Origin of the sequence: Acetobacter senegalensis (assembly GCF_001580995.1) — a bacterium.
Classification (GTDB): domain Bacteria; phylum Pseudomonadota; class Alphaproteobacteria; order Acetobacterales; family Acetobacteraceae; genus Acetobacter; species Acetobacter senegalensis.
The window spans coordinates 25490-46601 of the sequence record NZ_LHZU01000141.1 but is presented as its reverse complement, the minus strand read 5'-3'; the positions used below and the strand labels follow the sequence as shown (position 1 = coordinate 46601).

Annotated in this window: 16 protein-coding genes; 8 read left to right on the top strand and 8 right to left on the bottom strand. The window is 57.3% G+C overall.

The window, feature by feature from the left end; translation table 11 throughout:
• Positions 1–37 precede the first annotated feature (37 nt).
• A complete protein-coding gene (locus AD948_RS13035; protein ID WP_248846024.1) occupies positions 38–1348 on the bottom strand; it encodes a cation diffusion facilitator family transporter in 1311 nt (436 codons plus the stop codon).
• Positions 1349–1472: 124 nt separating this feature from the next.
• Between AD948_RS13035 and AD948_RS13030 the strand changes: the two genes are divergently transcribed.
• Positions 1473–3137 carry an NAD(P)/FAD-dependent oxidoreductase gene (locus tag AD948_RS13030; RefSeq protein WP_061472299.1) on the top strand — a complete coding sequence of 555 codons (1665 nt, stop codon included), beginning with the start codon at positions 1473–1475 and terminating at the stop codon, positions 3135–3137.
• A 16-nt stretch (positions 3138–3153) separates the two neighbouring features.
• Here AD948_RS13030 and AD948_RS13025 read toward each other — a convergent pair whose 3' ends face one another.
• The gene (locus AD948_RS13025) at positions 3154–3939 is read right to left on the bottom strand and encodes an alpha/beta fold hydrolase (protein WP_061472325.1); all 786 of its coding nucleotides are present in this window, start codon (positions 3937–3939) and stop codon (positions 3154–3156) included.
• A gap of 757 nt (positions 3940–4696) precedes the next feature.
• Between AD948_RS13025 and AD948_RS13020 the strand changes: the two genes are divergently transcribed.
• Entirely contained in the window at positions 4697–7156 is a 2460-nt protein-coding gene (locus AD948_RS13020) for a TonB-dependent receptor (RefSeq protein ID WP_061472298.1), read from the top strand.
• Positions 7157–7595: 439 nt separating this feature from the next.
• Here AD948_RS13020 and AD948_RS13015 read toward each other — a convergent pair whose 3' ends face one another.
• From AD948_RS13015 to AD948_RS13005, 3 genes are all read right to left on the bottom strand, one after another.
• A complete protein-coding gene (locus tag AD948_RS13015) occupies positions 7596–9584 on the bottom strand; it encodes an OPT family oligopeptide transporter (RefSeq protein ID WP_061472297.1) in 1989 nt (662 codons plus the stop codon).
• Positions 9585–9939: 355 nt separating this feature from the next.
• A complete protein-coding gene (locus tag AD948_RS13010; protein WP_408736071.1) occupies positions 9940–11706 on the bottom strand; it encodes an alginate export family protein in 1767 nt (588 codons plus the stop codon).
• 548 nt (positions 11707–12254) lie between these two features.
• On the bottom strand, positions 12255–12779 hold the full coding sequence (locus AD948_RS13005) for a hypothetical protein (protein WP_061472296.1): 525 nt from the start codon (positions 12777–12779) through the stop codon (positions 12255–12257).
• 273 nt (positions 12780–13052) lie between these two features.
• On the opposite strand from AD948_RS13005, the gene AD948_RS13000 reads away from it, so the two are divergent.
• Positions 13053–13286, top strand: a complete 234-nt coding sequence (locus tag AD948_RS13000) for a DUF3126 family protein (protein ID WP_006558600.1) — start codon at positions 13053–13055, stop codon at positions 13284–13286.
• Between the two features lie 148 nt (positions 13287–13434).
• On the opposite strand, the gene AD948_RS12995 is transcribed toward AD948_RS13000, so the two are convergent.
• The gene (locus AD948_RS12995) at positions 13435–14049 is read right to left on the bottom strand and encodes a DUF2939 domain-containing protein (RefSeq protein ID WP_061472323.1); all 615 of its coding nucleotides are present in this window, start codon (positions 14047–14049) and stop codon (positions 13435–13437) included.
• A 185-nt stretch (positions 14050–14234) separates the two neighbouring features.
• Here AD948_RS12995 and AD948_RS12990 point away from each other — a divergent pair, with 185 nt between their 5' ends.
• From AD948_RS12990 to AD948_RS12970, 5 genes are all read left to right on the top strand, one after another.
• Positions 14235–15011, top strand: a complete 777-nt coding sequence (locus tag AD948_RS12990) for a HesA/MoeB/ThiF family protein (RefSeq protein ID WP_061472322.1) — start codon at positions 14235–14237, stop codon at positions 15009–15011.
• Positions 15008–15502, top strand: a complete 495-nt coding sequence (locus AD948_RS12985) for a DsrE family protein (RefSeq protein WP_061472295.1) — start codon at positions 15008–15010, stop codon at positions 15500–15502. The genes AD948_RS12990 and AD948_RS12985 overlap by 4 nt, the downstream gene beginning before the upstream one ends.
• 89 nt (positions 15503–15591) lie before the next feature.
• On the top strand, positions 15592–16599 hold the full coding sequence (locus AD948_RS12980) for an SH3 domain-containing protein (RefSeq protein ID WP_061472294.1): 1008 nt from the start codon (positions 15592–15594) through the stop codon (positions 16597–16599).
• A gap of 36 nt (positions 16600–16635) precedes the next feature.
• Positions 16636–18072, top strand: a complete 1437-nt coding sequence (gene pyk / locus AD948_RS12975) for a pyruvate kinase (protein ID WP_061472293.1) — start codon at positions 16636–16638, stop codon at positions 18070–18072.
• A 127-nt stretch (positions 18073–18199) separates the two neighbouring features.
• Positions 18200–19405, top strand: a complete 1206-nt coding sequence (locus tag AD948_RS12970; RefSeq protein WP_035378008.1) for an SMP-30/gluconolactonase/LRE family protein — start codon at positions 18200–18202, stop codon at positions 19403–19405.
• A gap of 150 nt (positions 19406–19555) precedes the next feature.
• Here the strand turns inward: AD948_RS12970 and AD948_RS12965 are convergent, their stop codons facing one another.
• Both AD948_RS12965 and AD948_RS12960 read right to left on the bottom strand, forming a co-directional pair.
• Positions 19556–20722 carry an MFS transporter gene (locus AD948_RS12965; RefSeq protein ID WP_082782444.1) on the bottom strand — a complete coding sequence of 389 codons (1167 nt, stop codon included), beginning with the start codon at positions 20720–20722 and terminating at the stop codon, positions 19556–19558.
• 153 nt (positions 20723–20875) lie between these two features.
• Positions 20876–21112, bottom strand: coding sequence for a DUF6587 family protein (locus tag AD948_RS12960; protein ID WP_061472292.1), 237 nt, complete (start codon positions 21110–21112; stop codon positions 20876–20878).

Here is a 21112-nt window from a genome sequence, read left to right as displayed (position 1 = left end):
AAACGAGAACGGGAGCCGGTAGGGCGGAACAAGGCATTCAGACGGTATGCGGGTCTATCAGATGGCAGGAAGGAGCGTAGCAGGCTTCCTCGATCTGCACGGTTGGATGGGCAATGCTGAAACGAGAGCGTAGCCCCTCGACCACATCCTGCAACAGGGCCGTTTGAGCTGAGGCAGTGGGAAGAGGCGTAGAGACCAGCACCAGATGAACCGTAAGCGCGGTTTCGGTGGTGCTGATGGGCCAGATATGCAGGTCATGAAGATCGGCAACACCAGGAACAGTCCGCAAGAAGTCCTCTACCGCAGCATGGTCGATAGAGCGGGGCACGGCATCCAGCGCCATATCCACGGAATCGCGGAGCAGGCCCCAGGTAGTCAGTACTACCAGCGCGGAAATGGCCAGACTGACGGCAGGGTCTATCCAGTTCAGGCCGGTCAGCAGAACCAGACCGCCAGCAATCACCACCGCCAGAGAGGTGACGGCATCTGCCATCATATGCAGAAAAGCGCCGCGAATGTTCAGGTCATCTTTCTGGCCGGAGGCGAACAGCATGGCGGTGCCGCCATTCACCAGAATGCCAACAGCCGCCACAATCATGACGGTCTTGCCCGCCACAGGGCCGGGTTCCAGCAGGCGACCAACGGATTCCCACGCTACCCCTCCCGTCACAACCAGCAGGATCACGGCGTTTGAAAGTGCTGCCAGAATAGAAGAGCGCCGAAGCCCGTATGTGAAACGGGCGGATGGGGACCGTTGGGACAGTTTTTCTGCCAACCATGCAGCGGCCAATGCCAGCACATCGGACAAATTATGCCCAGCATCGGCCAGCAGCGCCAGAGAGTGAGAGAATATGCCCCACAGGGCTTCGGCTGCCAGATAGACCAGATTTAGCGTGATGCCGATGGCAAAGGCTGTGCCAAAGGAAGCAGGCGCATGAACATGATGATGGCCAAATCCGTGGTGGTGATGGTCGTGGCCAGCATGATCATGATGGTGATCATCATCATGATCGCTCCCGGTAGCATGCGCGTCATGCGTATGATCATGGGTATGGAGATCAGCCGAGCCATGGGGCTGTTCTGCTTCGGGGTGATCGTGCGCGCAGGCCTCATGCCCGTGGTCCAGATGATCAGACTCATCCTGATGGCCAGTGTGTGTGTGGGCTGGCGTTTCAGTGCCTGTTGGCGCCCCTAAGGAGTCCTGAGGCCCGTCAGCGGTCTGTTTCGTTCCGTGGCGGTAGCCTGCGTGATCTGTGTGGGGCGTGTGACCAGAATCCTCAGGTACAGGAGTTGCGGCGGGGGCGGTTCTGTCCGTGTTGTGCGGGTTCTGTGGAGTGGTGTCGGCCATGAAACGCTGCATCCTTGCGGGCTGGAGTGCCACCATGCCGTTGCGTTCAGACGCTGTCCGGCATAGGAAGCCCGGGCTCCCTTATTCTGAGTTTTGTCCTATCACATCTGATGAAGGTCACGCCATGCTTCGACTGACCGAACTGCGGCTTCCACTTGATCATCCTCCACAGGCGCTGGAGGATGCGGTGCGCGAGCGCCTTGCGCTGGCTCCGGATGAGCTGGAAAGTATTAGCGTGTTTCGGCGCGGGCATGATGCGCGGCGGCGGAGCGCCATCAAGCTTGTGTACACTGTTGACTGCGTGGTGAAGAACGAAGCTGCCGTTCTGGCACGTTTTCAGGCGGCCCACCCGACCAACCCCCATGTGACCATAGCGCCGGATATGTCCTGGCGGCAGCCGGTGGCGGTGGAGCAGGGCGCAGAACTGGCGGGCAAGGCGGAATATAAACGGCCAATCGTGATAGGCGCTGGCCCCTGCGGGTTCATGGCCGCGCTGATGCTGGCGCGCATGGGGTTGCGGCCTTTGCTGCTGGAGCGTGGCAAGGTGGTGCGCGAACGCACCGTGGATACGTTTGCCCTGTGGCGGCGCGGGGAGCTGACACCGGAAAGCAACGTGCAGTTTGGAGAAGGCGGGGCAGGAACGTTCTCGGACGGCAAGCTGTACAGTCAGGTGCGGGACCCACGCTTTCTGGGCCGCCGCGTGCTGGAGGAATTTGTAAAAGCCGGAGCCCCGGAGGAAATTCTCTATCTGGCGCACCCGCATATTGGCACGTTTCGGCTGGTTTCCATGGTCGAGCATATCCGTGCAGAGATTGAAGCCGCCGGAGGGGAGTATCGCTTTGGCACCCGTGTGGACGGACTGGTTCTGAAGGATGGAACACGCCGGATAAAAGGGGTGCGCACGGCTGCTGGTGACGTGATAGAGGCGGATCACGTGGTCATGGCCGTGGGCCACAGTGCCCGTGATACGTTTGCCATGCTGCGGGACGCAGGTGTGGAAATGCAGGCCAAGCCGTTTTCCATCGGGGTGCGGATTGAACACCCGCAATCGGTCATTGATACCGCCCAGTTCGGGCCGAGTGCAGGCAACAAGCTTCTGGGGGCCGCAGAATATAGGCTGGTGCATCATGCCAGTAACGGACGCGGGGTGTATTCTTTCTGTATGTGCCCTGGTGGTACGGTTGTGGCCGCTACGTCCGAAATCGGGCAGGTGGTCACCAACGGGATGAGCCAGTATTCCCGTGCGGAACGAAACGCCAATTCCGGCATGGTGGTGGATCTGCGCCCCGGTGAGGATTATCCGGATGATCCGCTGGCAGGCATTGATTTCCAGCGCCATTGGGAACGACAGGCCTTTGTGGCTGGCGGCTGCAATTACAACGCTCCCGCCCAGCGTGTGGGGGATTTTCTGGCCGGACGACCCTCCACCACATTGGGGAATGTTGTGCCATCCTACAAACCCGGCGTAACGCCCACGGATCTTTCAACCTGCCTGCCTGATTTTGCAGTGGAAGCCCTGCGGGAGGCGTTGCCGCGTTTTGATCGGAAGCTGCGCGGGTTCGCTATGGAAGACGCGGTTATGACAGGTGTCGAGACCCGTACGTCCTCTCCCGTGCGCCTGCCTCGCGGGCAAGATGGGCAATCCATAGGCACACCGGGCCTCTACCCAGCAGGGGAGGGCGCCGGATATGCAGGTGGTATTCTTTCCGCCGGAATAGACGGTATCCGCATTGCAGAAGCGGTTGCCCTGGATATGGCTGGCCGCACGGTGGAAGGCTTAGGGCTGTAAAGGAGAAATTCGCCCTTTAGAGCTTTGAGAACTCTTCCACCAGTTCAGCAAACCGTCTTGGTGCGTCGGCATGGACCCAGTGCCCCGCGCCACTTATGGTTTCCAGCGTATGGTGCGGAAAAAGTTTGCGCATGATGGGATAGTTGCGGGGCTGGATATAGGGAGAGATTTCCCCCCGGATAAAGAGTGTCGGACCGTTATAAACGCAGTTTTCCGGCAGATCTGGCCACCCCATGATGGCGGGTAATCCGGCCATGATGTCGTGCAGACCGATCTGCCAGCCAGGGTGATCTCCCAGCCGCATGTTCTGGATCATCAACTGCCGGACAGACTCATTCGGGATAAGGGGGCGCAGCAGCGCGTTTGCCCCGGCAAGGTCCAACGTGGGGGGGAATTCCAGATTTTCCAGCCCGGTCGGAATATCCATGCGGGTAAAACCACCCTGCGCGGGGGCAATATCAACCACCACCAGACTATGAACCTGCGTGGGGTGTGTCAGGGCCAGCATCATGGCTGTTTTGCCGCCCATGGAATGCCCCAGTATCATGGCGGGTAAAGCATTGTGGTGTTGCAATGTTTCCAGCACATCATCCGCCATGGCCTGATAGGTGACTGGCCCATGAGGGCTTTCTCCGTGGTTGCGGAGGTCAAGCGCCAGTGTGCGGCGTGTGGTGGCCAACCGCCGTTGCACAAAGCCCAGATTCCGCGCGCGCCCGAACATGCCATGCAATAGTGCAATCGGCGGCAGATGGGGGGCTTCTGTCGGGTTTTCGGGGCCTCGTTCAATCACATTCAGCAGCACGGTTTTTTCTGGTCCTTGTTTCTCTTGATACTGGCTATGCACGGATAGGTCTTTGTCTTGGTTTTCGCGCATCCTGGCCCGAAAGGCGAGAGGCTAACAGGTCGCCCCTTTGTCACCTTACGGAGAGACGGGGCAAAACACGCAGCGCCGACCGTCCTGAACAGAAAAGGGAGGAAAGAGGGCCTCCTGATTCATCTGAGATGGAGCGCCGCTTTGAAGGCATGGAGCGGCGGACACAAGAATGAGGATTGGACTTTGAGGACAGGGCGTATGTACAGCAGCCTGGTTGAAACGCCTCGGTATGGGCATAACCGGTCTTCTTTGACGTAAAATGCGTCCTTTTTTCGTTTTAAGGGCCCCGCACAGGGGCTTACATATCGGTCTGTTCAGGTTCAAAAGTTTTGTGCCGTGCCCTTAATCGCTGTCTTTTCAAACAGGTCTGAGACAGGTGAGATCTCATGCGTTGCGCATAGAAAACGTCAGTTCCTCTTCATTTCGAAAGCGGAGTAATGCTCTTCTGGAAAGCGTTTTTGAGGGAGCTATGCAGTATTTGACGGTTAGATATGCTTTGTAACGGATTTGATACCAGATATCCCGAGAAATTGAGGAAATAAAAAGGTTTTCCGATAAAGTAAAAAATTTTTTATGAGAATGAGAATAGGAATCAGTTTCTGGTATTCCCTAAATGAACTTGCGAATAATTATCATTTATGGATAACAGCACTATTCTATTTTCCTAAAGCAGGTAGTGCGGTTCATGCGTGTATATAGTGTTCGTCGGCGTCTTCGGCCCGCGCCGTTGGCGGTGGGTTTGACTTTGGGATGTACTGCGGCGTTTGGTGTGGCTGAAGATCAGGCGTGCGCAGCAACAGCGGATCACTCCCTTACAGATGCAAAAACTCATGGCCACCGGCATCATAAAAGGGACCATCAGCATGCTGATGCCAGCGTAAAAGCCACGCCGGTTGCCGCAACGCCTCCTGCTGCTGCACAGGGTACAAAAGCCACGCTTGCCAACGCAAAGGGGAATGGTCCGACCCTGATTGCAGGGCAGGACGGCGCTGAAGCTGAAGAATGGACAGTAACGGCGTCTCCCATGAACACGTTGCGGACCCCTATTGGCTTGAGCCGTATGCCGCAGGACGTTTTGCACACGCCGCAGACCATTGATGTTGTGCCGCAGATCCTCATGCAGCAGCAGAACGTGAAATCTCTTGATGAAGCGCTGAAAAATGTGCCGGGGATTACTGCTTCCGTTGGGGAAGGTGAAGGCGGCATGGCGGGGGACCAGTTCCTTATCCGTGGTTTTGCAGCGCAGAACGATATTTATGAAAATGGCTTGCGTGACTTTGGTGTTTATACCCGTGACAGCTTTGATTATGACCATGTGACGGTCATCAAAGGGCCGTCTTCACAGGTGTTTGGTAATGGCACCACAGGGGGTGCGATCAATATTACAACCAAAACACCTACTGCCGCGAACCATGTTAGTGCCAGCTTCTCCGGCGGGAGCGGGGCCTATTATCGTGGCACGCTGGATTTTAATCACAAGATTACAGACAGCATTGCGTTCCGCATCACAGGTATGGGCAATGAAAGCAATATGGTGGGGCGTGATGCCGTGTACTCCCACCGTTGGGGTATCGCGCCGTCCATCATTTTTGGTCTGGGTAAAAAGATCAATTATACCATTGAGTATATGCACCAGACCGATAACCGTATTCCTGATTATGGTGTGCCGGTTGTGACAAAACCGGGTGCCAGTTATGGCAAGCCGGTTACGGAATATGGCGTGCGCCGTACCAACTGGTATGGCACCACATTTGATCAGGACGCCTCCAACGTTGATATGTTGACTGGCCGCCTGCATTGGGAGCTCAACAAATACGTTACGGTGTATAATGATACGCGCGGCGGTCTTTACAGCCGTTACTTCTCTGCCTCGCAGGAATCCTGTGATGCAACGTGTACATCGGCACTGTTTTCATCCAACCCACAAAATGCAGTGGTTTCCCGTATTGGTGGGGTAGGCGGCCCGAACCCTTACCAGCAGAATGACTGGTCCGTGCAGAATGTGGCCTCGGCAGTTGCCAATTTTAACACGGGCAGTATCAAGCACCAGATGATTGGTGGTTTTGATATTGAGCATATTTATGATCGCCGCCAGAATTACGCCTATAATAATCCGGCTATCCGCCGCTGGGCGAACCTGCTGAATCCTGTGGCTTATATTCCGGGTCTGGATGTGGGTGTGGGATCACTGAACCCCGGAAATCTTGTGAATATTCCAAACGGTGTAGGCCGCAAGGAATGGAAGACAAGTGCCGCAACAGATGTGGGAGCGTTCTTCTCGGAACAGGCATGGCTGGCGCCGTGGTTCTCTATCAAGGCAGGGTTCCGGTGGGATCACTGGAGCAGCAATTATAACGCCACCGGCGGTGTTGCGAGCACACCTGACACGCATCTGGGCCAGAAGCAGGATACGTTCAACCCCAATGTTAGCCTGATGTACACACCGAATGATCATACAATGGTGTATTTCAACTGGGCTGAGTCCACGACGCCGCTTGGGTTGTATGTGACCAACAGTTCCGAACCTTTGTCTCCCAAAAACTCCAAGTTCAAACCCGAACGCAGCAGACTTTACGAAATTGGAGCCAAGTATTCAGCTTTTCATGACCGGATTGGCTTTACAGCATCTGTTTTTCGTCTGGAAAAAGGGAACTCCATGCTGACTGACCCCAGCAGCGGAGAGGTGACGGATTCTGGTGATACTCAGCGGAACCAGGGCCTGGAATTGAGTGTGTCAGGGCAGATCTTGAAAAACTGGAACATGATTGCCACCTATGCGCGGTATGACAGCAAGACCACAGGGGGGACGCTGGCCGATATTGGTAAGCAGATTCAGTATGTTCCGCGGAATCAGGCGACTGTATGGAGCACTTACGAAATTGCACCCAAAACACCGTATAACCTGACTGTTGGTGGGGGTGTGACATGGCGCGAAGGTGTGTTCCTTGATCCGGCCAATACGGCACGTGTTCCGGCGAATGTGGAATTTGATGCCGTGGTTTCTCACGAATTCGGTTCTCATTGGCGAGTGGCTATGAATGGCTACAATCTTGCCAATCGCCTGAACTACGGCAACCTGTTCAGCAACCGTGTTACCCCCTCTATCGGGCGCGCATTTCTGTTCCAGCTTTCCGCTAATTACTAAAGTCTTCTATCAAACCTGATGAGTCTCTCTTCAGGTTTGATTATGGAAAAAGCGCCAGATGTTTGTGTCTGGCGCTTTTTTGTTTGTGATGTGTTAGAGGGAGAGCAAGGCTTGGCCAAGCTTGCTCTTAGTCTCTTTCCTTGCCCCCTACATTTCAAATGCGCTTTTCAGATTGAGCCGCGTCACGATCTTTCTTTGGCTGGCGTATGAAGAGGCTGTTTGAACAGTCTGGTAGAGCGTGGTTCTGAAAACCATTGTTCCACACCAATGCTCATCATACCTATGGATGGTGTTGAGTGAGAAAGAAGGCGGTGGAGGGGCTTTTTGCCAGCGTCCTTTGTCCGCCGGAGAACGGTATGGCAAATGGCGAGAGCGGCAATTTCCCTGTGGTATGGTTTTGCACCACACCACAGGGAGTGTAAGAGAATAAGCGGCTGACTCAGCTTGATGGTCCGGTCTTCAGAACCATGCGGGAGAACCAGAAACAAATTCCGCAAAAAACAAGAAAGCCCATCAAGGTTGTGGTAGAGGTGGGCAACCATGAGGCGATGGAGAGAGCATCGTCTTTCCCCAACGCGCCAGAAAAGATGGCGAGTGCGACCCCGGTCAGGCTTTCGCCCACAATAAAGCCGGAGGCTAACATGGTGCCAACGCTGGTGTCATGTTCAGTCGCAGCTTCTGTCTGCGTGCCGGAAGAAGACACAGTTTGTGCGTGGCTTTTCGCCATGCGTCGTTTCAGGAGCCAGCCCATGATCGCGCCCACAGCCAGCGTGACGCTGACAGATGGCGGCAGATAAATCCCTACAGCCACACCCAATGGTGGCAGGGAAAGTTTGCGGCGGCGCAGCAACAGATCAAGAATAACCAGACCTATGCCCAGCCCGATGCCCACGGAGAGCATGCTCCAGTCCAGAGACTGGGTGAAAATGCCTTTGGCAATCAGGGAGATCAATGCCGGTTGCGGGGCGGAAAGGGCATGGCTGGGGTCCATGCCGGGCCGGGGCATGGCACCAGCAAACCCATAAGCCTGATAGAGAATATTGAGTACGGGCGGAATGACGGCCGCCCCCACAACACACCCTGCAATCAACGCGACCTGCTGTTTCCAGGGCGATGCGCCCACCAGTTGACCGGTTTTCAGATCCTGAAGATTATCATTGGAAATGGCGGCAATAGCGGTAATGGCGGAGAGCAGCAGGATGGTGAAACCAATGGCCAGCTTCTGGTTGTTGGCCATAAGTTCCGCAGGCATCAGCCCCAGGGTTTCCAGCCCCATAATCATCAGGGCAGAAAGAACAGCGGCAATAATGACAATGCCGGAAATGGGGGATGAGGATGACCCCACAATTCCGGCCATGTAGCCGCATGCAGCGGCCATGATGAACCCGAACACCACACAGAACGCCACGGCAGCAATGACGGCAGGCCAAATACCATGAGCAACTGGGGCCAGAAATGCTGCAAAAAACCCGCCCAGCAACAGCACGGTTACCAATAGCAGAAGCCCTAGCATGCGCGGAGAGAGATCCCGGTCCCGATCGGTGGTCAGTGGGTCGCGGCTGGCCATAATCATGGAGCGCAAACCGCGCGCCACAGGCCCCATCAGTTCCACAAGCGTCCAGACAGAAGCCATGGCGATGGCACCCGCCCCGATGAAGCGCACCTTATGCAGCCACATGGATTGCGCGAAGTCGGCCGCGCTCAGATGGTCCGGGTTGGGCATGTAGGCTGTCAGCCATGGCACGCCAAGCCCCCAGGCCAGTATGCATCCAAGCAGCATGGCCAGCCCTCCCGCCAGCCCAACCAGATATCCGGCCCCGATCAGCGCGAGGGAAAGACCCCCGCTGGCCTGAAACACTGCAGCACCTGCGCTGGTGGTGACGGTGACCGTATCGGCCAGCACCCGCAAACCGTTACTGGCAAATGTAAACAGGGCTGCGACCACACTGCCGCTGATCAGCGCGCCGAGGCTCCGGCTGTTTCCATCTTCTGCTCCGGCCCTTAAAATTTCCGCAGCGGCAACACCTTCCGGATAAGGGAGGCTGCTTTCCGTCACCAGCGCGCGACGTAGGGGGATGGTAAACAAGACCCCCGCAATGCCACCAGCCAGTGAAAGCCCTGCGGTCTGCCAGAATGGAAAACTGCTCCAGATGCCGGTCATGATCAGGCCGGGAAAAGTGGCGAACACGCAGGAAAGTGTGCCTGCGGCGGAGGCCTGGCTCTGCACCATGTTGTTTTCAAGAATGGTGCCTTTGCCCAGTGCTTTCAGCACAGCCATGGAAATAACGGCTGCGGGGATGGAAGAGGCGAAGGTAAGCCCTATGCGTAGCCCCAGATAAACGTTTGACGCCGTAAAAACGACGGTAATCAGGGCCCCGAGAATAAGCCCGCGCAGGGTGAGTTCTCTCAGGGGGGAAGAGTGCGTCATACGCGAAGGCCTCGTATGGTCGTTATGGAGTGAACGGCTGGAGCCGCCTCTCCGCTCCTGCATGAGTGAGCGGCAGACTGCTGGCCGTTTTTCATAACCTTCTCGATACGATGCCTGAGCGGGCTTGTCTGCCCCTGAATGAAACGCGAAGGCAACTGGCTGGAGGAGAAACTGAGGTAAGACCCCGCGTACCCTTGATACGAGGGAGGACGTTTTCTTTCACAAAAAAAGACCTGCAAGCAGAGCCTGCAGGTCTTTGCGGATAGGGAGAACCGGAGGAACCCCGATGAGTTGGTCCTCTGGTTTTCTGGTCTCACCGCTAGAGGAAAGTCTGGTGTGTATCAGGCTGATACGATCAGAATGTCAGTTCCAGATTGGTTTGCACAAAAGCACCTGACGATGCCCCTGCCTTGATCAGGGATTTGGAGGCGAAGGCATATTCTCCGTCTATACTGAATGTGACGTGCCGGGTGGCACGCCACGTAAAGCTGGCCTGCGGCATGGTGGCAGTGTAAGCGCCGCTTGGCCGGAAAGAGTAAGGTGCCGTGGGGTTGGAATAAATGGCGTCATGAACGCTGCTGCGCCAGATAACGGGCACTTTCATGAGCAAGGATGTGTTGCGGCTGGTCGCGATTGTGGCGATCGGGCCGACATCAATGAGGTTCGAGTTGCCGATATACGTGCTGAGATCCAGATAGTACGCGCTAGGCACATATGGAGAGAGGAAGTTGCCCCAACTGCTGGTCTGGCTTTTGCGGGTGTCTCCGCCGGAAATATCGTCCGCCTGAATCCCGATGGCTGGCCGCCCCCACCAGTTGGCAAAGCGCCATGAAACAGTGGCGTTGAATGAGTAGGCTGATACCGGGCGGGTGCGACCATTGTTGGCGGGACGAAATTCGCCGCCCTGCCACATGCCGCCCAGCGAGAATTCAATGGGGCCAGCATTGCCCCACAGGCGCATGCCGGGGGTATCGCGATGGGTGGACCCTGCAATGGTGCCCTGGCGCGCGGCAATCGGGTTGCTGGCCAGCAGATAGCCCAGATAAAATGTATCAACAAAAACCTGGCTGTTTCTGTTCATGAACTTGAAGTTGGGCAGCGCGTAGGATGTGTACGCCCCAAACAGCCGGGATCTCCACCCCACCTGATCATGAAAGGCAACGGGCGGGGCGTTGTTCGTGAGGCTGAGGTCAAAGATGTCAAAGCGGAAACGCTTCCAGAAGGCATAACCGCGCAGCCCGTTCCAGGAGTAGGGAAGCGTGGGGTATACAGCGCCAGCGGTCACGTATGGCGGGGCATCCAGAAAGGTCATGCGCCCCACCATGGCGCCCATGGTGGCCCCCAGCATGTGGCCGCGCACTTCAACAAACGCCTGCTGGGCATCCAGCTTGCTCCGCCAGCGGCCACCAGCATAACCAAAGTAGTTTATGCCGCCCGCCTGGGCGCTCATCAGTTCACCATATAGCCGTACATGCTCGCCCAGATGCAGGTCTGCCCCGGCGTTCCAGCGCAGGTTGGACCGATAGGCCGGGCTGGTGCGCAGCGTACCAAACCCCGCTTTCTGGTCATAAAACCCGTGATGGCGGAAGTTACCGCTCAGGCTCAGATAGATGGAGCCGCTATCATTGAACGGGATATATTTCAGCGGGTCCAGCGCATCGATACGGTTACGCTTGTTCCGCAGGGAGGACCAATCCTCTGCCCAGCGGGAGACAGCATAATAGCCCACGGTGCCAAAGCCTGCCGCAGCGCCCGTATTGGCATTGAATACCCCCCACGGCCCCTGATGCAGCAATGCGGAGGGCAGAGGTTTGAGTTCCAGAGACTGCGGCTGGCCGTAGGCTTCCGGTCGGCTGGTCAGCGGAGGCAGGAGCATGTTGTCCCAAAAGCCCGGTTTTTTCATGGGCTCTGGGTGTTCATGTTCTGGCGTGGTCCCATGGGGGGCTGCCAGCGTGCTTGTTTTACTGGCGGGATGAGACGTGGGGGTATGGGGGTGCTGCATGATGGCGGCATTAGGCGCCGTTTCTGGCGCATGCGCTGCATGTGCCGCAACCGGAATGCAGGCCATGGCCGCAAGAAAGCCAAAAGATGTGAGAGGCGCTGGCGTGAGGGAAGAGGACATCACACTCCAAAAAGTCTTTTTTGGAATCGCGTAGCCGATATTTTCCATGGTTCGTAACTTTGAACTGACATGTTTGGAAGAAAGAGCCGTTCCGTATTTTTGCTTGTTTATTGAAGGAACTGGCTCTGTACGGTCTGGGTAGCCTGTGCGGCTGTCAGACGTGTGCCCGGAGGCTTCTGGGCCTGAGGGGCGTAAGTCGCGCAAATGCATGGAAAAGGACAGCGCGAGAAAAAGACAGCGGGGAAAAAGAAGGAAAAGCGGGCGGAAAAGCCCGTTCAATCTGGTAGAAAACGCTGTGCATCACGATGACCTTAGAATGGGGTGGCATAGTGAGGTGAAAACACCGGCTATGCTCTTTGGTTTTTTCTGATCTGCATAATAGGTATGACTATATGAGCAGAATGTCATCTCGCGTTTACGTGTGAAAATAAAATTCAAAGAGAATTTTCCGATACCAGCATGACAGAGAATGCAGCCCGGAAAGCCCACTCTTCTGCGGATAGGGGGCAAAAAAAGGACAAAGGAATGCGTAAGCCCGATAGTAATTTCTATGGGGTGATAGGGCCATCCAAGGCCTTCAGGCATGTATCGGCGCGCACGGAAAAGTGAATGTCATGCATAGCCATCACAGCCTGTCTGGCCCGCATGCGCCAGCTACGCGGCATACCCTCTGGCGAGCAGACGGCCTGAGTACTGAAATTGGGGTCTCTGGCCTGTGTGGTGGAGGCCAGTACAGCAGCCGGATGCGCGGGCAGGGCGTAACGCAGGGCCAAGCGCAGGGAGTGCGCTGTGGAAGGGTCCGCCAGCGGCATGAGGGCCGGGATGACGCGGGCACTGTCAGGCTGCCCGCTGCTGACGGCCTGCCTCACCTCAGACCATTTGTGCGTTTTGTTCAGGGTCTCCGCAGTCTGGCGCGCGCCATCCGTTTCAATCATGTGCAATAGCTGGGTGGAAGAGGAATCGGGTGTCTGATGCGGGACAGCCTGAAGAGGGCGATCCTGAAGGGTGAGGGAGAAGGCCCCGGCTGTTCCGGCAAGAAGCAGGAGGAGGGCCGAGAAACGGGCAAGACGCATGATACCGGTCTCCTTTCCTGAACGTGAGGGCGCTGACGGCGGGAAAACTGCTCAGGGCCCGATGAAACACTTGAGAAAGAATAGCCGCCGGAAAATGGCGCGGAGAAGGCGCTCAAACGGAAAGGTTGCGGCAGGAGGGCAGGCTATTCTATAGCAGGCGCAATTCGTCAGAGATCAGGGTAACCTCCCGACCATGGCGGCGCGGTGGTTTCTGCCGTAGCTGTGTATGATCTGACTTTGAACTCTAAACCCCACCCCAAGGATTGAGTCCCCATGAGCGGCAGCACACCTTCTCCTTCTGAAATCGCCCGTTTGCAAACTGCCCTGCGCCGTCTGCTGGGATCTGCCGGACTTACGGTCAACAAGCCCCCGCGTGCCGGCATGTCTGTTGAGCTGGCTGTAAATGGTGAAGTGATTGGTACCATTCATCGCGATGATGATGAAGGTGAAGTCTCTTACGCCATCAACATGGTTCTGCTTGAAGAAGATCTTCCGGCCGAAAAATGAGGCTTTCACCCTGCTGAGGCAGGGTGTGCAGGCACCAGAGGCAAAAAAGGCTGCATGGCTTCAGAGCGTGCAGCCTTTTTTTAATGAGGTCATCAGACGGCGTTATGCGAACGCCCGGCTGAACCGCCCTTACAGGAAAGCGGTGGTCTCAGGCGTTGGAGGGCGTGGCCGAGGCGGTCATGGTGGGTTGCCGCGCTACGGGGAAGTCCACTTTTGTGATCTTCCAGCGCCAGCCCTGAATCCGCATTTCGATTTTCAGGGGCGTTTCCCGTTCATGACCAGGCAGAGGCACGGAGGCCTCAAACTGGTCCAGCCGTGCAAAGCGGAACGAGGTTTTGCTGATCAACGTGCCCAATGAGGGCGCAGCCTGCTTGGCGGGGAGAGCCGCGGGCATGGCTTCATCTACCAACGTGCCCAGATTGGCCTGGGAGACATTGATATCAACTGCGTTGGAAACGGCCGTGGTGGCGAAGGACGAGCCAAATTCCGGCAGATCATCCGATGCAGACTGAAGCAGGTTGAGACCGGAGAGCGCCTGATGCTTGATGGACGCATCAAGTGATCCCCAGTTGATAACCTGACCAAGGGAGGTCATGTCATGTGACTGGAGGGATGTTCCAATCGTCCAGAGTGTGACGAAAGGGGATGCAAGATAAAGACCAAAGGCTGCCGCTGAGGCACCAACACACACTTTTCGCGCGGTCTGGCGCGAAGGCAGACTGGCTAACCGGGCAGGGCGTCCGGATGTGGTGAGGGCAATCATGCTATGCAATCCTCGTATGCTAAATTGGTAATTCACATATAGCAGACGCATGTCACCCATGCATAGTTTCATGACTAATTTGTCATATTTCTTTCAAGATATGACACAGCCGTCCTGACCTCTTAAAACGCGGGAAAACTCGGGTTGCAGGGCCCATGACCTTGTTCTGGAAAGGAAACAGACTGATGGCGCTTGAATTTACTGAAGCCGAAATTCAGCGCTATTCCCGGCATATTCTGCTGCCCGAAGTGGGCGGAACGGGGCAGGCGGCCCTGCGTGCGGCCTCCGTGCTCATTATCGGCGCGGGCGGATTGGGTTCTCCCGTAGCGCTGTATCTGGCTGCGGCCGGGGTGGGCCGGATTGGCCTTGTGGATGATGATGTCGTCGAACTTTCCAATCTTCAGCGTCAGATTGTGCATGTGACTGACGCGGTCGGGGCACGGAAGGTCGACTCCGCCCGCGCCCGGCTGGAAGCCCTTAATCCGGAAGTCACCATTGAAACGTGGCCCATGCGGCTGACGGCTGACGTGGTGGATGATCTGGTGCAACGGTATGATCTGGTGTGTGACGGATGCGATAATTTCGCCACCCGCTATCTGGTGAACGCCGCCTGTGTGCGGGCGTACAAGCCCTTGGTGTCCGCTGCCGTGCAGCGGTTTGAGGGGCAGCTTTCCACTTTTCGTCCGTGGGAGGGTGGCCCCTGTTATCATTGTCTCTATCCGGAAACAGACGAGGTGGCAGACGGGCTGAGCTGCGGGGAGGCCGGAGTTTTTGGCGCCGTTACAGGGGTGATGGGAACGTTGCAGGCCACAGAAGCCCTGAAAGAACTGCTAGGGCTTGGCACGTCACTGGCCGGACGCCTTCTGATGTGGGATGCTCTTGCCACGCGCTTTACCACCATTGCCCTGCAAAGGGACCCCACATGCCCCGTTTGCAGCGCCGAGCAGGATGTTTCCGCATGAGCACGTCTTCTACCGGTTCCCACACGCCGCCCCGTTCTCATGCTTCCGGGGCCGTTGGGCCACTTGCAGGGGTGTCCGGCTTGTCCGCAGCGGCGGCCTATGCGGAAGGAGGGGTGTGTGATCTGGCCATCATGATCGTGGAGGCGCGATACGAGCGGGTGCATGCTGCGCTGATGCTGGCGGTTACAGCCAGTGCATTGGGGCAGGCGGTTCTTCTGTTTGGCATGGGTGCCGGGGTGACAGCCTTTTGTGAGCAATGGGATGGTCTTGAACAGCCCGAGCGCGATGCAGCGCGGCAGGAAGCCGGGGTTGCCGGGCTGGAAACGTTGCGCACCGCGTTGAATGACCTTGAGGATGTCACCCTGATGGTGTGCGACTCCGGGTTGAAAGCCATGTCTGTGTCTGAGCAGGCTCTTCTGGCGGGTGTGGCCGTGGTTGGGCTTCCTACTTTTCTGGATCAGGCCGGTGCAGCCCGTTTGGCTGTTTTCTAAGGGACCAACAGGGTTTGGAGGAGGGTGTCAGAGCGGGGAGATGTGCAAACCTCTTGCCGCAATGGCCCGCTCTTGGCAGGGATGCAGCCATGATGTTCAGATTGTCTTCAATGTTCCGGCTTCACTTGCTGTCCTGCGCTGCAGGCTGCATGGTTGCATTGTCTGGTGCCGTGGCGGCTGAAAAAAAGCCAGCCCCCCATAAACACCCAGCGCATGTGGCTTCTACCGCCCATGATGCTGCTGCCAGAAAAAAAGCGGCGGCTAAAAAGGCAGTAGCGAAGGATGCCTCTGCTCAGAAGGCGGCGTCAGCCAAGCATGCGCACAGCGCAGCGGCACATCATGAGACCAAAACGCATGATGCAAAGGCCAAGGCCCATCACGCAACGGCAGTTCATCATGGTGCGGACAAACACAAGGCCGCCATTGCAGCCGGAGCCGCTGGTGTAGCCGCAGGGGCTGCGGCCACTGCCGCACCGGCTCCCGCAGATGCCGCACCATCACCCGAGGCAACACCGCCTGAACCCCCGAAAGGTTCTGTAACAGGGCTACCTCTGCCCCGTTATGCCTCCTTGCGGGCGGATGAAGTGAATATGCGGGCCGGGCCGGGCCGTCGCTTCCCCATTCTGTGGGTGTATCATCGCCGTGGCATGCCCATGCGTATTGAGCGCGAATTTGACGTGTGGCGCTTGGTTGAAGATCCTACCGGGCAGAAAGGCTGGGTTCAGCAGGCAACCATCTCTGGTGGTCGGGACTTCCTGATTCCGGGTGAGGCGCCCGGCGATGAAAGCCCTATTCCCGAAAAAACGGATAAAAATGGCGTGAAAATCCCACCCTCCGGTCATATGGATACGCGCGTGCTGGGCACTGTGGCGACGGCTGATGATGCCAAATCTATTGCCGGAGCAGTACCGCTTTATGCCAGCGCCCGGACTGATGCCCCGGTTGTGGCGATCCTGAAACCGGGTACAGTCGGCTCAGTTAAAGAGTGTGCGGCTGGTGCGGACTGGTGCAAGGTTTCGGTCAAGCAGTACACCGGCTGGATATCCCGTCGTGCGATCTGGGGTGTGGACGCAGAGGAAGCGATCTCACCTTCCTGAAGACCGGTGGCGGGCGGATAAGGAAAAAGATAAATCATGCCTACAACAAACGCGCTGCATTGCCGTACAAAGATTGTGGCAACGCTCGGCCCGGCTTCTTCCGATTATGAGACAATCCGTGACCTGGCTCAGGCCGGGGCAGATGTGTTTCGCTTCAACTTTTCCCACGGCACGCATGAGGACCATGCCGCCCGCCATGCCATTGTAAGGCGGGTGGAAGCGGAACTGGGGGAACCCATTGGCATTCTGGCAGACATGCAGGGCCCTAAGCTGCGTGTAGGAAATTTTGCTGAAGGCAAGGTGACGCTAAAGCCGGGGGCCCCGTTCCGTTTTGACCTCTCGGATGAACCGGGGAATGAAACGCGCGTCCGTCTGCCCCATCCGGAAATTATTGCTGTCGCCAAGCCCGGCAGCCGCCTGCTGATGGATGATGGCAAGCTGGCCGTGATTGTGGAGCAGGTGGGGCCGGACTGGCTGGATACGCGGGTTGAGATTGGGGGTGTTCTCTCCAACCACAAAGGCGTCAACGTACCGGATGTGACGCTGCCTATTCCTGCCCTGACAGAAAAGGACCGGCGTGATCTGGCGTTCGCGCTGGGGCTTGGAGTGGACTACGTCGCGCTTTCGTTCGTGCAGCGGCCGGAAGATGTGAGCGAGGCGCGCGCCCTGATCGGGGATCGGGCCAACCTGCTGGTGAAGCTGGAAAAACCGCAGGCTATGGATAATCTGGAAGCTATTCTGGAGCTGACAGATGCCGTTATGGTGGCCCGTGGAGATCTGGGCGTGGAACTTCCGCCAGAAAACGTACCGCTGGCCCAGAAACGGATTATTCGTCTGGCCCGCAAATTGGGCAAGCCGGTGGTTGTTGCCACCCAGATGCTGGAAAGCATGATTTCTTCCCCCACGCCCACCCGTGCCGAAGCATCGGACGTGGCGACGGCGGTGTTTGATGGGGCGGATGCCGTCATGCTCTCTGCTGAATCTGCAGCGGGGCAGTATCCGCGGGAAGCCGTACGGATCATGAACCGGATTATCTGGCGCATTGAGCAGGACCCGGAATGGCAGTCCATGATGGCCGTTGCCCGCCTTGCGCCAGAAGATTACGTGGTGGACGCCATTGCCAGCGCTGCCCAGCAGGTGGCGGACACGCTCAAGGCTTCCGCTATTGTGGCGTACACACACCGGGGGGCTACGGCGTTCCGTATTGCGCGCGAACGCCCGCTCTGCCTCGTGCTGGGCATTACCCCCACTAAGGAAGCCGCCCGGCGCATGGCGCTGGTATGGGGTGTGCGAGCTTTTGTGAGCGATGACCGGCGCAACGGCACCAGTGTAGAAGAAATGGTGACGATCGCGCAGGAAGTAGTTGCACAGGCCAAGGTGGGCAGCTCTGGCAATTCTATTGTCATTGCCGCAGGGGTTCCCTTTGGTGTTGCAGGGTCCACCAATCTGTTGCGGGTGGCAAAAATTCCCTGATAATGGGAAATGCATGGCTTTCCATGCTCTATGGTCTGGGAAGCGGTGCGGAACCACCGGATGACAGGGGGTGTATGACACGGTATTTCCCCGCCAGCATGATGGTACAAGGCAGGAGAGATAACGGATGAAGCCAGCCAACGGACACTTGCCGCGCCGTAAATTATTACAGGGGCTGGGGTGCCTTTCTGCCGGGCTGGCTGCAACCGGGGCTGCACCGGTGGCGGATGTCACGGAAAATGTGCGTCCACCGGATGTCACGACCAACCCTCCCCGCCAGTGGGGGCCGGGCGCGCCGCCGTCTTATACGCCAGACCCGGATGTGGTGATTATTGATCGCTCTTTCCGGGATTTGCTGTTCAGTGCCGCCACCATTCATCGGGTGTGGGATCAGGGAACATGGCTGGAAGGGCCTGCCTGGTCTTCTGAAGGGCGTTATCTGCTGTTCAGTGATACCGTAACCAGCCGTCAGTACCGCTATTTGTGGGAGACGGGAGAGGTAACGGTTTTCCGCCCGGAATCCTACCACTCCAATGGCAATACGTTTGACTATCAGGGGCGCCAGATCTCTTGCGAGCACTTCCTGCGTCGTGTGATCCGATGGGAGCATGATGGGTCCGTGCGCGTGATTGCGGACCATTATGAAGGTCGCCCCTTGAATTCCCCTAATGATGTGGTGGTGCATCCGGATGGCGGCATCTGGTTTACAGACCCCGGTTATGGGGATGGCTTTACCGAGGGCCATGCGGATGAACCGGGCGGTGAAGCCAACCCGGATGGCAAGATACGCTGGCGTCTGGGTGAAGAACTGATTGGCGAGATTGGCGGCAACAAACGGCAGGCGGATCATACCTTCCGTGTGGATCCTTCAGGCCGGATTGAAGCGGTGCTGACACAGGCTCAACTGCCTAACCCCAACGGACTGTGTTTTTCGCCCGATCATAAAAGTCTTTACGCTATCTCCTCAGGTCGGCAGCCCGGAGGGAATGGGCATGATGGCGATCAGGCCATTCATGTGTTTGATATCCAGAAGGATAACACACTGGCCAATCCGCGCCTGTTTACCAACATGCGGTTTCAGGGCGTGCAGATGGGGCCAGATGGCATGAAGGCCGACATTTTCGGCAATCTGTGGTGCGGGGCCGGGGGACCACTGGGTCTGTGCGGTGTGTTCGTGTTCAATCCGGAAGGGCATCTGATCGGCCGCATTCGCCTGCCACATGGAGTCTCCAACCTCACATTTGGCGGTCCCAAGCGGAACTGGTTGTTCATGTGCGCCGGGGAATCCCTTTACCGCTTGCAGGTGAACACACAGGGCGTTGCTCCTGCCTGAGTGCTGAGTGCTGAGTGCTGAGTGCTGAGTGCTGAGTGACTGCCTGCGACTAAGGGATGGGGGAAGAAGAGGGCGCGAGGTCTCAGTCTTCTATTCCGTTGGTAGGGAAGAAGACTCCTCAGGCGGCAGTCCAGTGCGTTACTGAGCGCCTTAAGCACTTTTCCTGAGGAAAATGGGCAGGAGCGTGAACAGGCCGCAGGCCAGAGAGACAAAGTAAGGCAGGCCGTGGCGGCTGATGTCTATGGCCGTGCCCGCCATTTCTGGGCCGATGAAGGCACCCAGGCCCCACGCAACGGAGGTTGTCGCGTAGATTGAGACAAGGTCTCCACCAGAAAAACGGCTGCCGACGACGGACATGGCCAGCGTATAAATAGCTGCAAAAAGACCATCCCACACAAACAGAAGCACATAGGCCCATGGTTGATGCGTGATCCCCAGCGGCCAGAGCAACGCGCCGAGGCAGGAGGCAACGCCAAGGCCGATCATCAGGTGCCTGCGGTTCATACGGTCCCCCAGCCAGCCGAGTGGAAACTGGAGGGTAATGGCCCCAAGCAGCATGACAGACAGCAGCAGCGTGGCGGCCTGCTCGGTCCAGCCGTTACGAATGGCGTAAAGTGTCAGGAAGGAGGACCCTGCGGCTTCCAGCATGGCCATGAGCAACGTAATGCCGATGGCGATAGGCGCGAGGGTGATATAGCGCCACAACCCCGAATGGGTTGCCCGTTTCAGCGCGGGCGCGTGCATCCAGGGCATGCAGACCAGCACCAGTGCTGTCAGGACAAAGCCTGCACTTATGGCGTAGGGCGTGAATCCGTGTCGCCCGGCCACAGCAAGAATAAGGGGCCCCAGTGCGAATCCTAATGAGAGCATGGAGCTATAGAGGCCCATGGTGCGTGTGCGGGTCTGATCCGCTGTGATCTGGTTCAGCCAGCTTTCAGACAGGATGAGCAGAATTTCCGTGGCGCAGCCAAGAGCCAGCCGCAGGGGAAACCAGAACCAGATGGAGGGCACCACTGGCAGAAGCAAGAGCACAGAAGCGATGACCCCAAGGGCAAGGATCAGAGGGCGGCGTGGCCCAAAATGGGCTGCAATGCGCGGCAGAAACGGGGCAATGCTCAGAACCCCAACGGCGTGCATCATGGCATTGGCGGCAATGATCTGTGCGCCGTAACCCCGGTCAAACAGTTCCAGCGTGAATAAGGGCGCGCTGAGCCCATAGGTCAGACCGAAAATCATACCCACCGCCAGCAAGCATGCGATGGGTAGAACGGGCGTGGCGGAGAGGGGTTTTATGCGCCCCTGTGAGGAAGAAGACATGACCCTTTGTAGCGCGCTTTTAGCAGGCTACCAGCGTGTCAGAGCCACAATGAAGGCTGTTTGCTTTGATTTTATTCTGAAGACCGTTTTTGATCTGTCAGCTAGGCAGGTTTTCAGGGGCGACGGCGTTGCAACGCTAGAAGAGGCGCTGTTCTAGTGGCACCCGCCGTTTTTATCATCACAGCCTTTGCACCCGCCACAGCCGGGGCTTGCGCCGGAAGGTGTGGCAAGTCGTTCCGCTTTGGTGCGGAGGCCGGGAAGCGCCTGTGTGGCGGCCAGCAGCCCTGCGAGGGCACGCCAGAGAGGGATCATGGCGGAAGGTGCAAGTCTCTGGAGCCAGTAGGCGGCACAGAGAAGGACAACAAGGCCGACAAGTAGAATCTGTGTCAC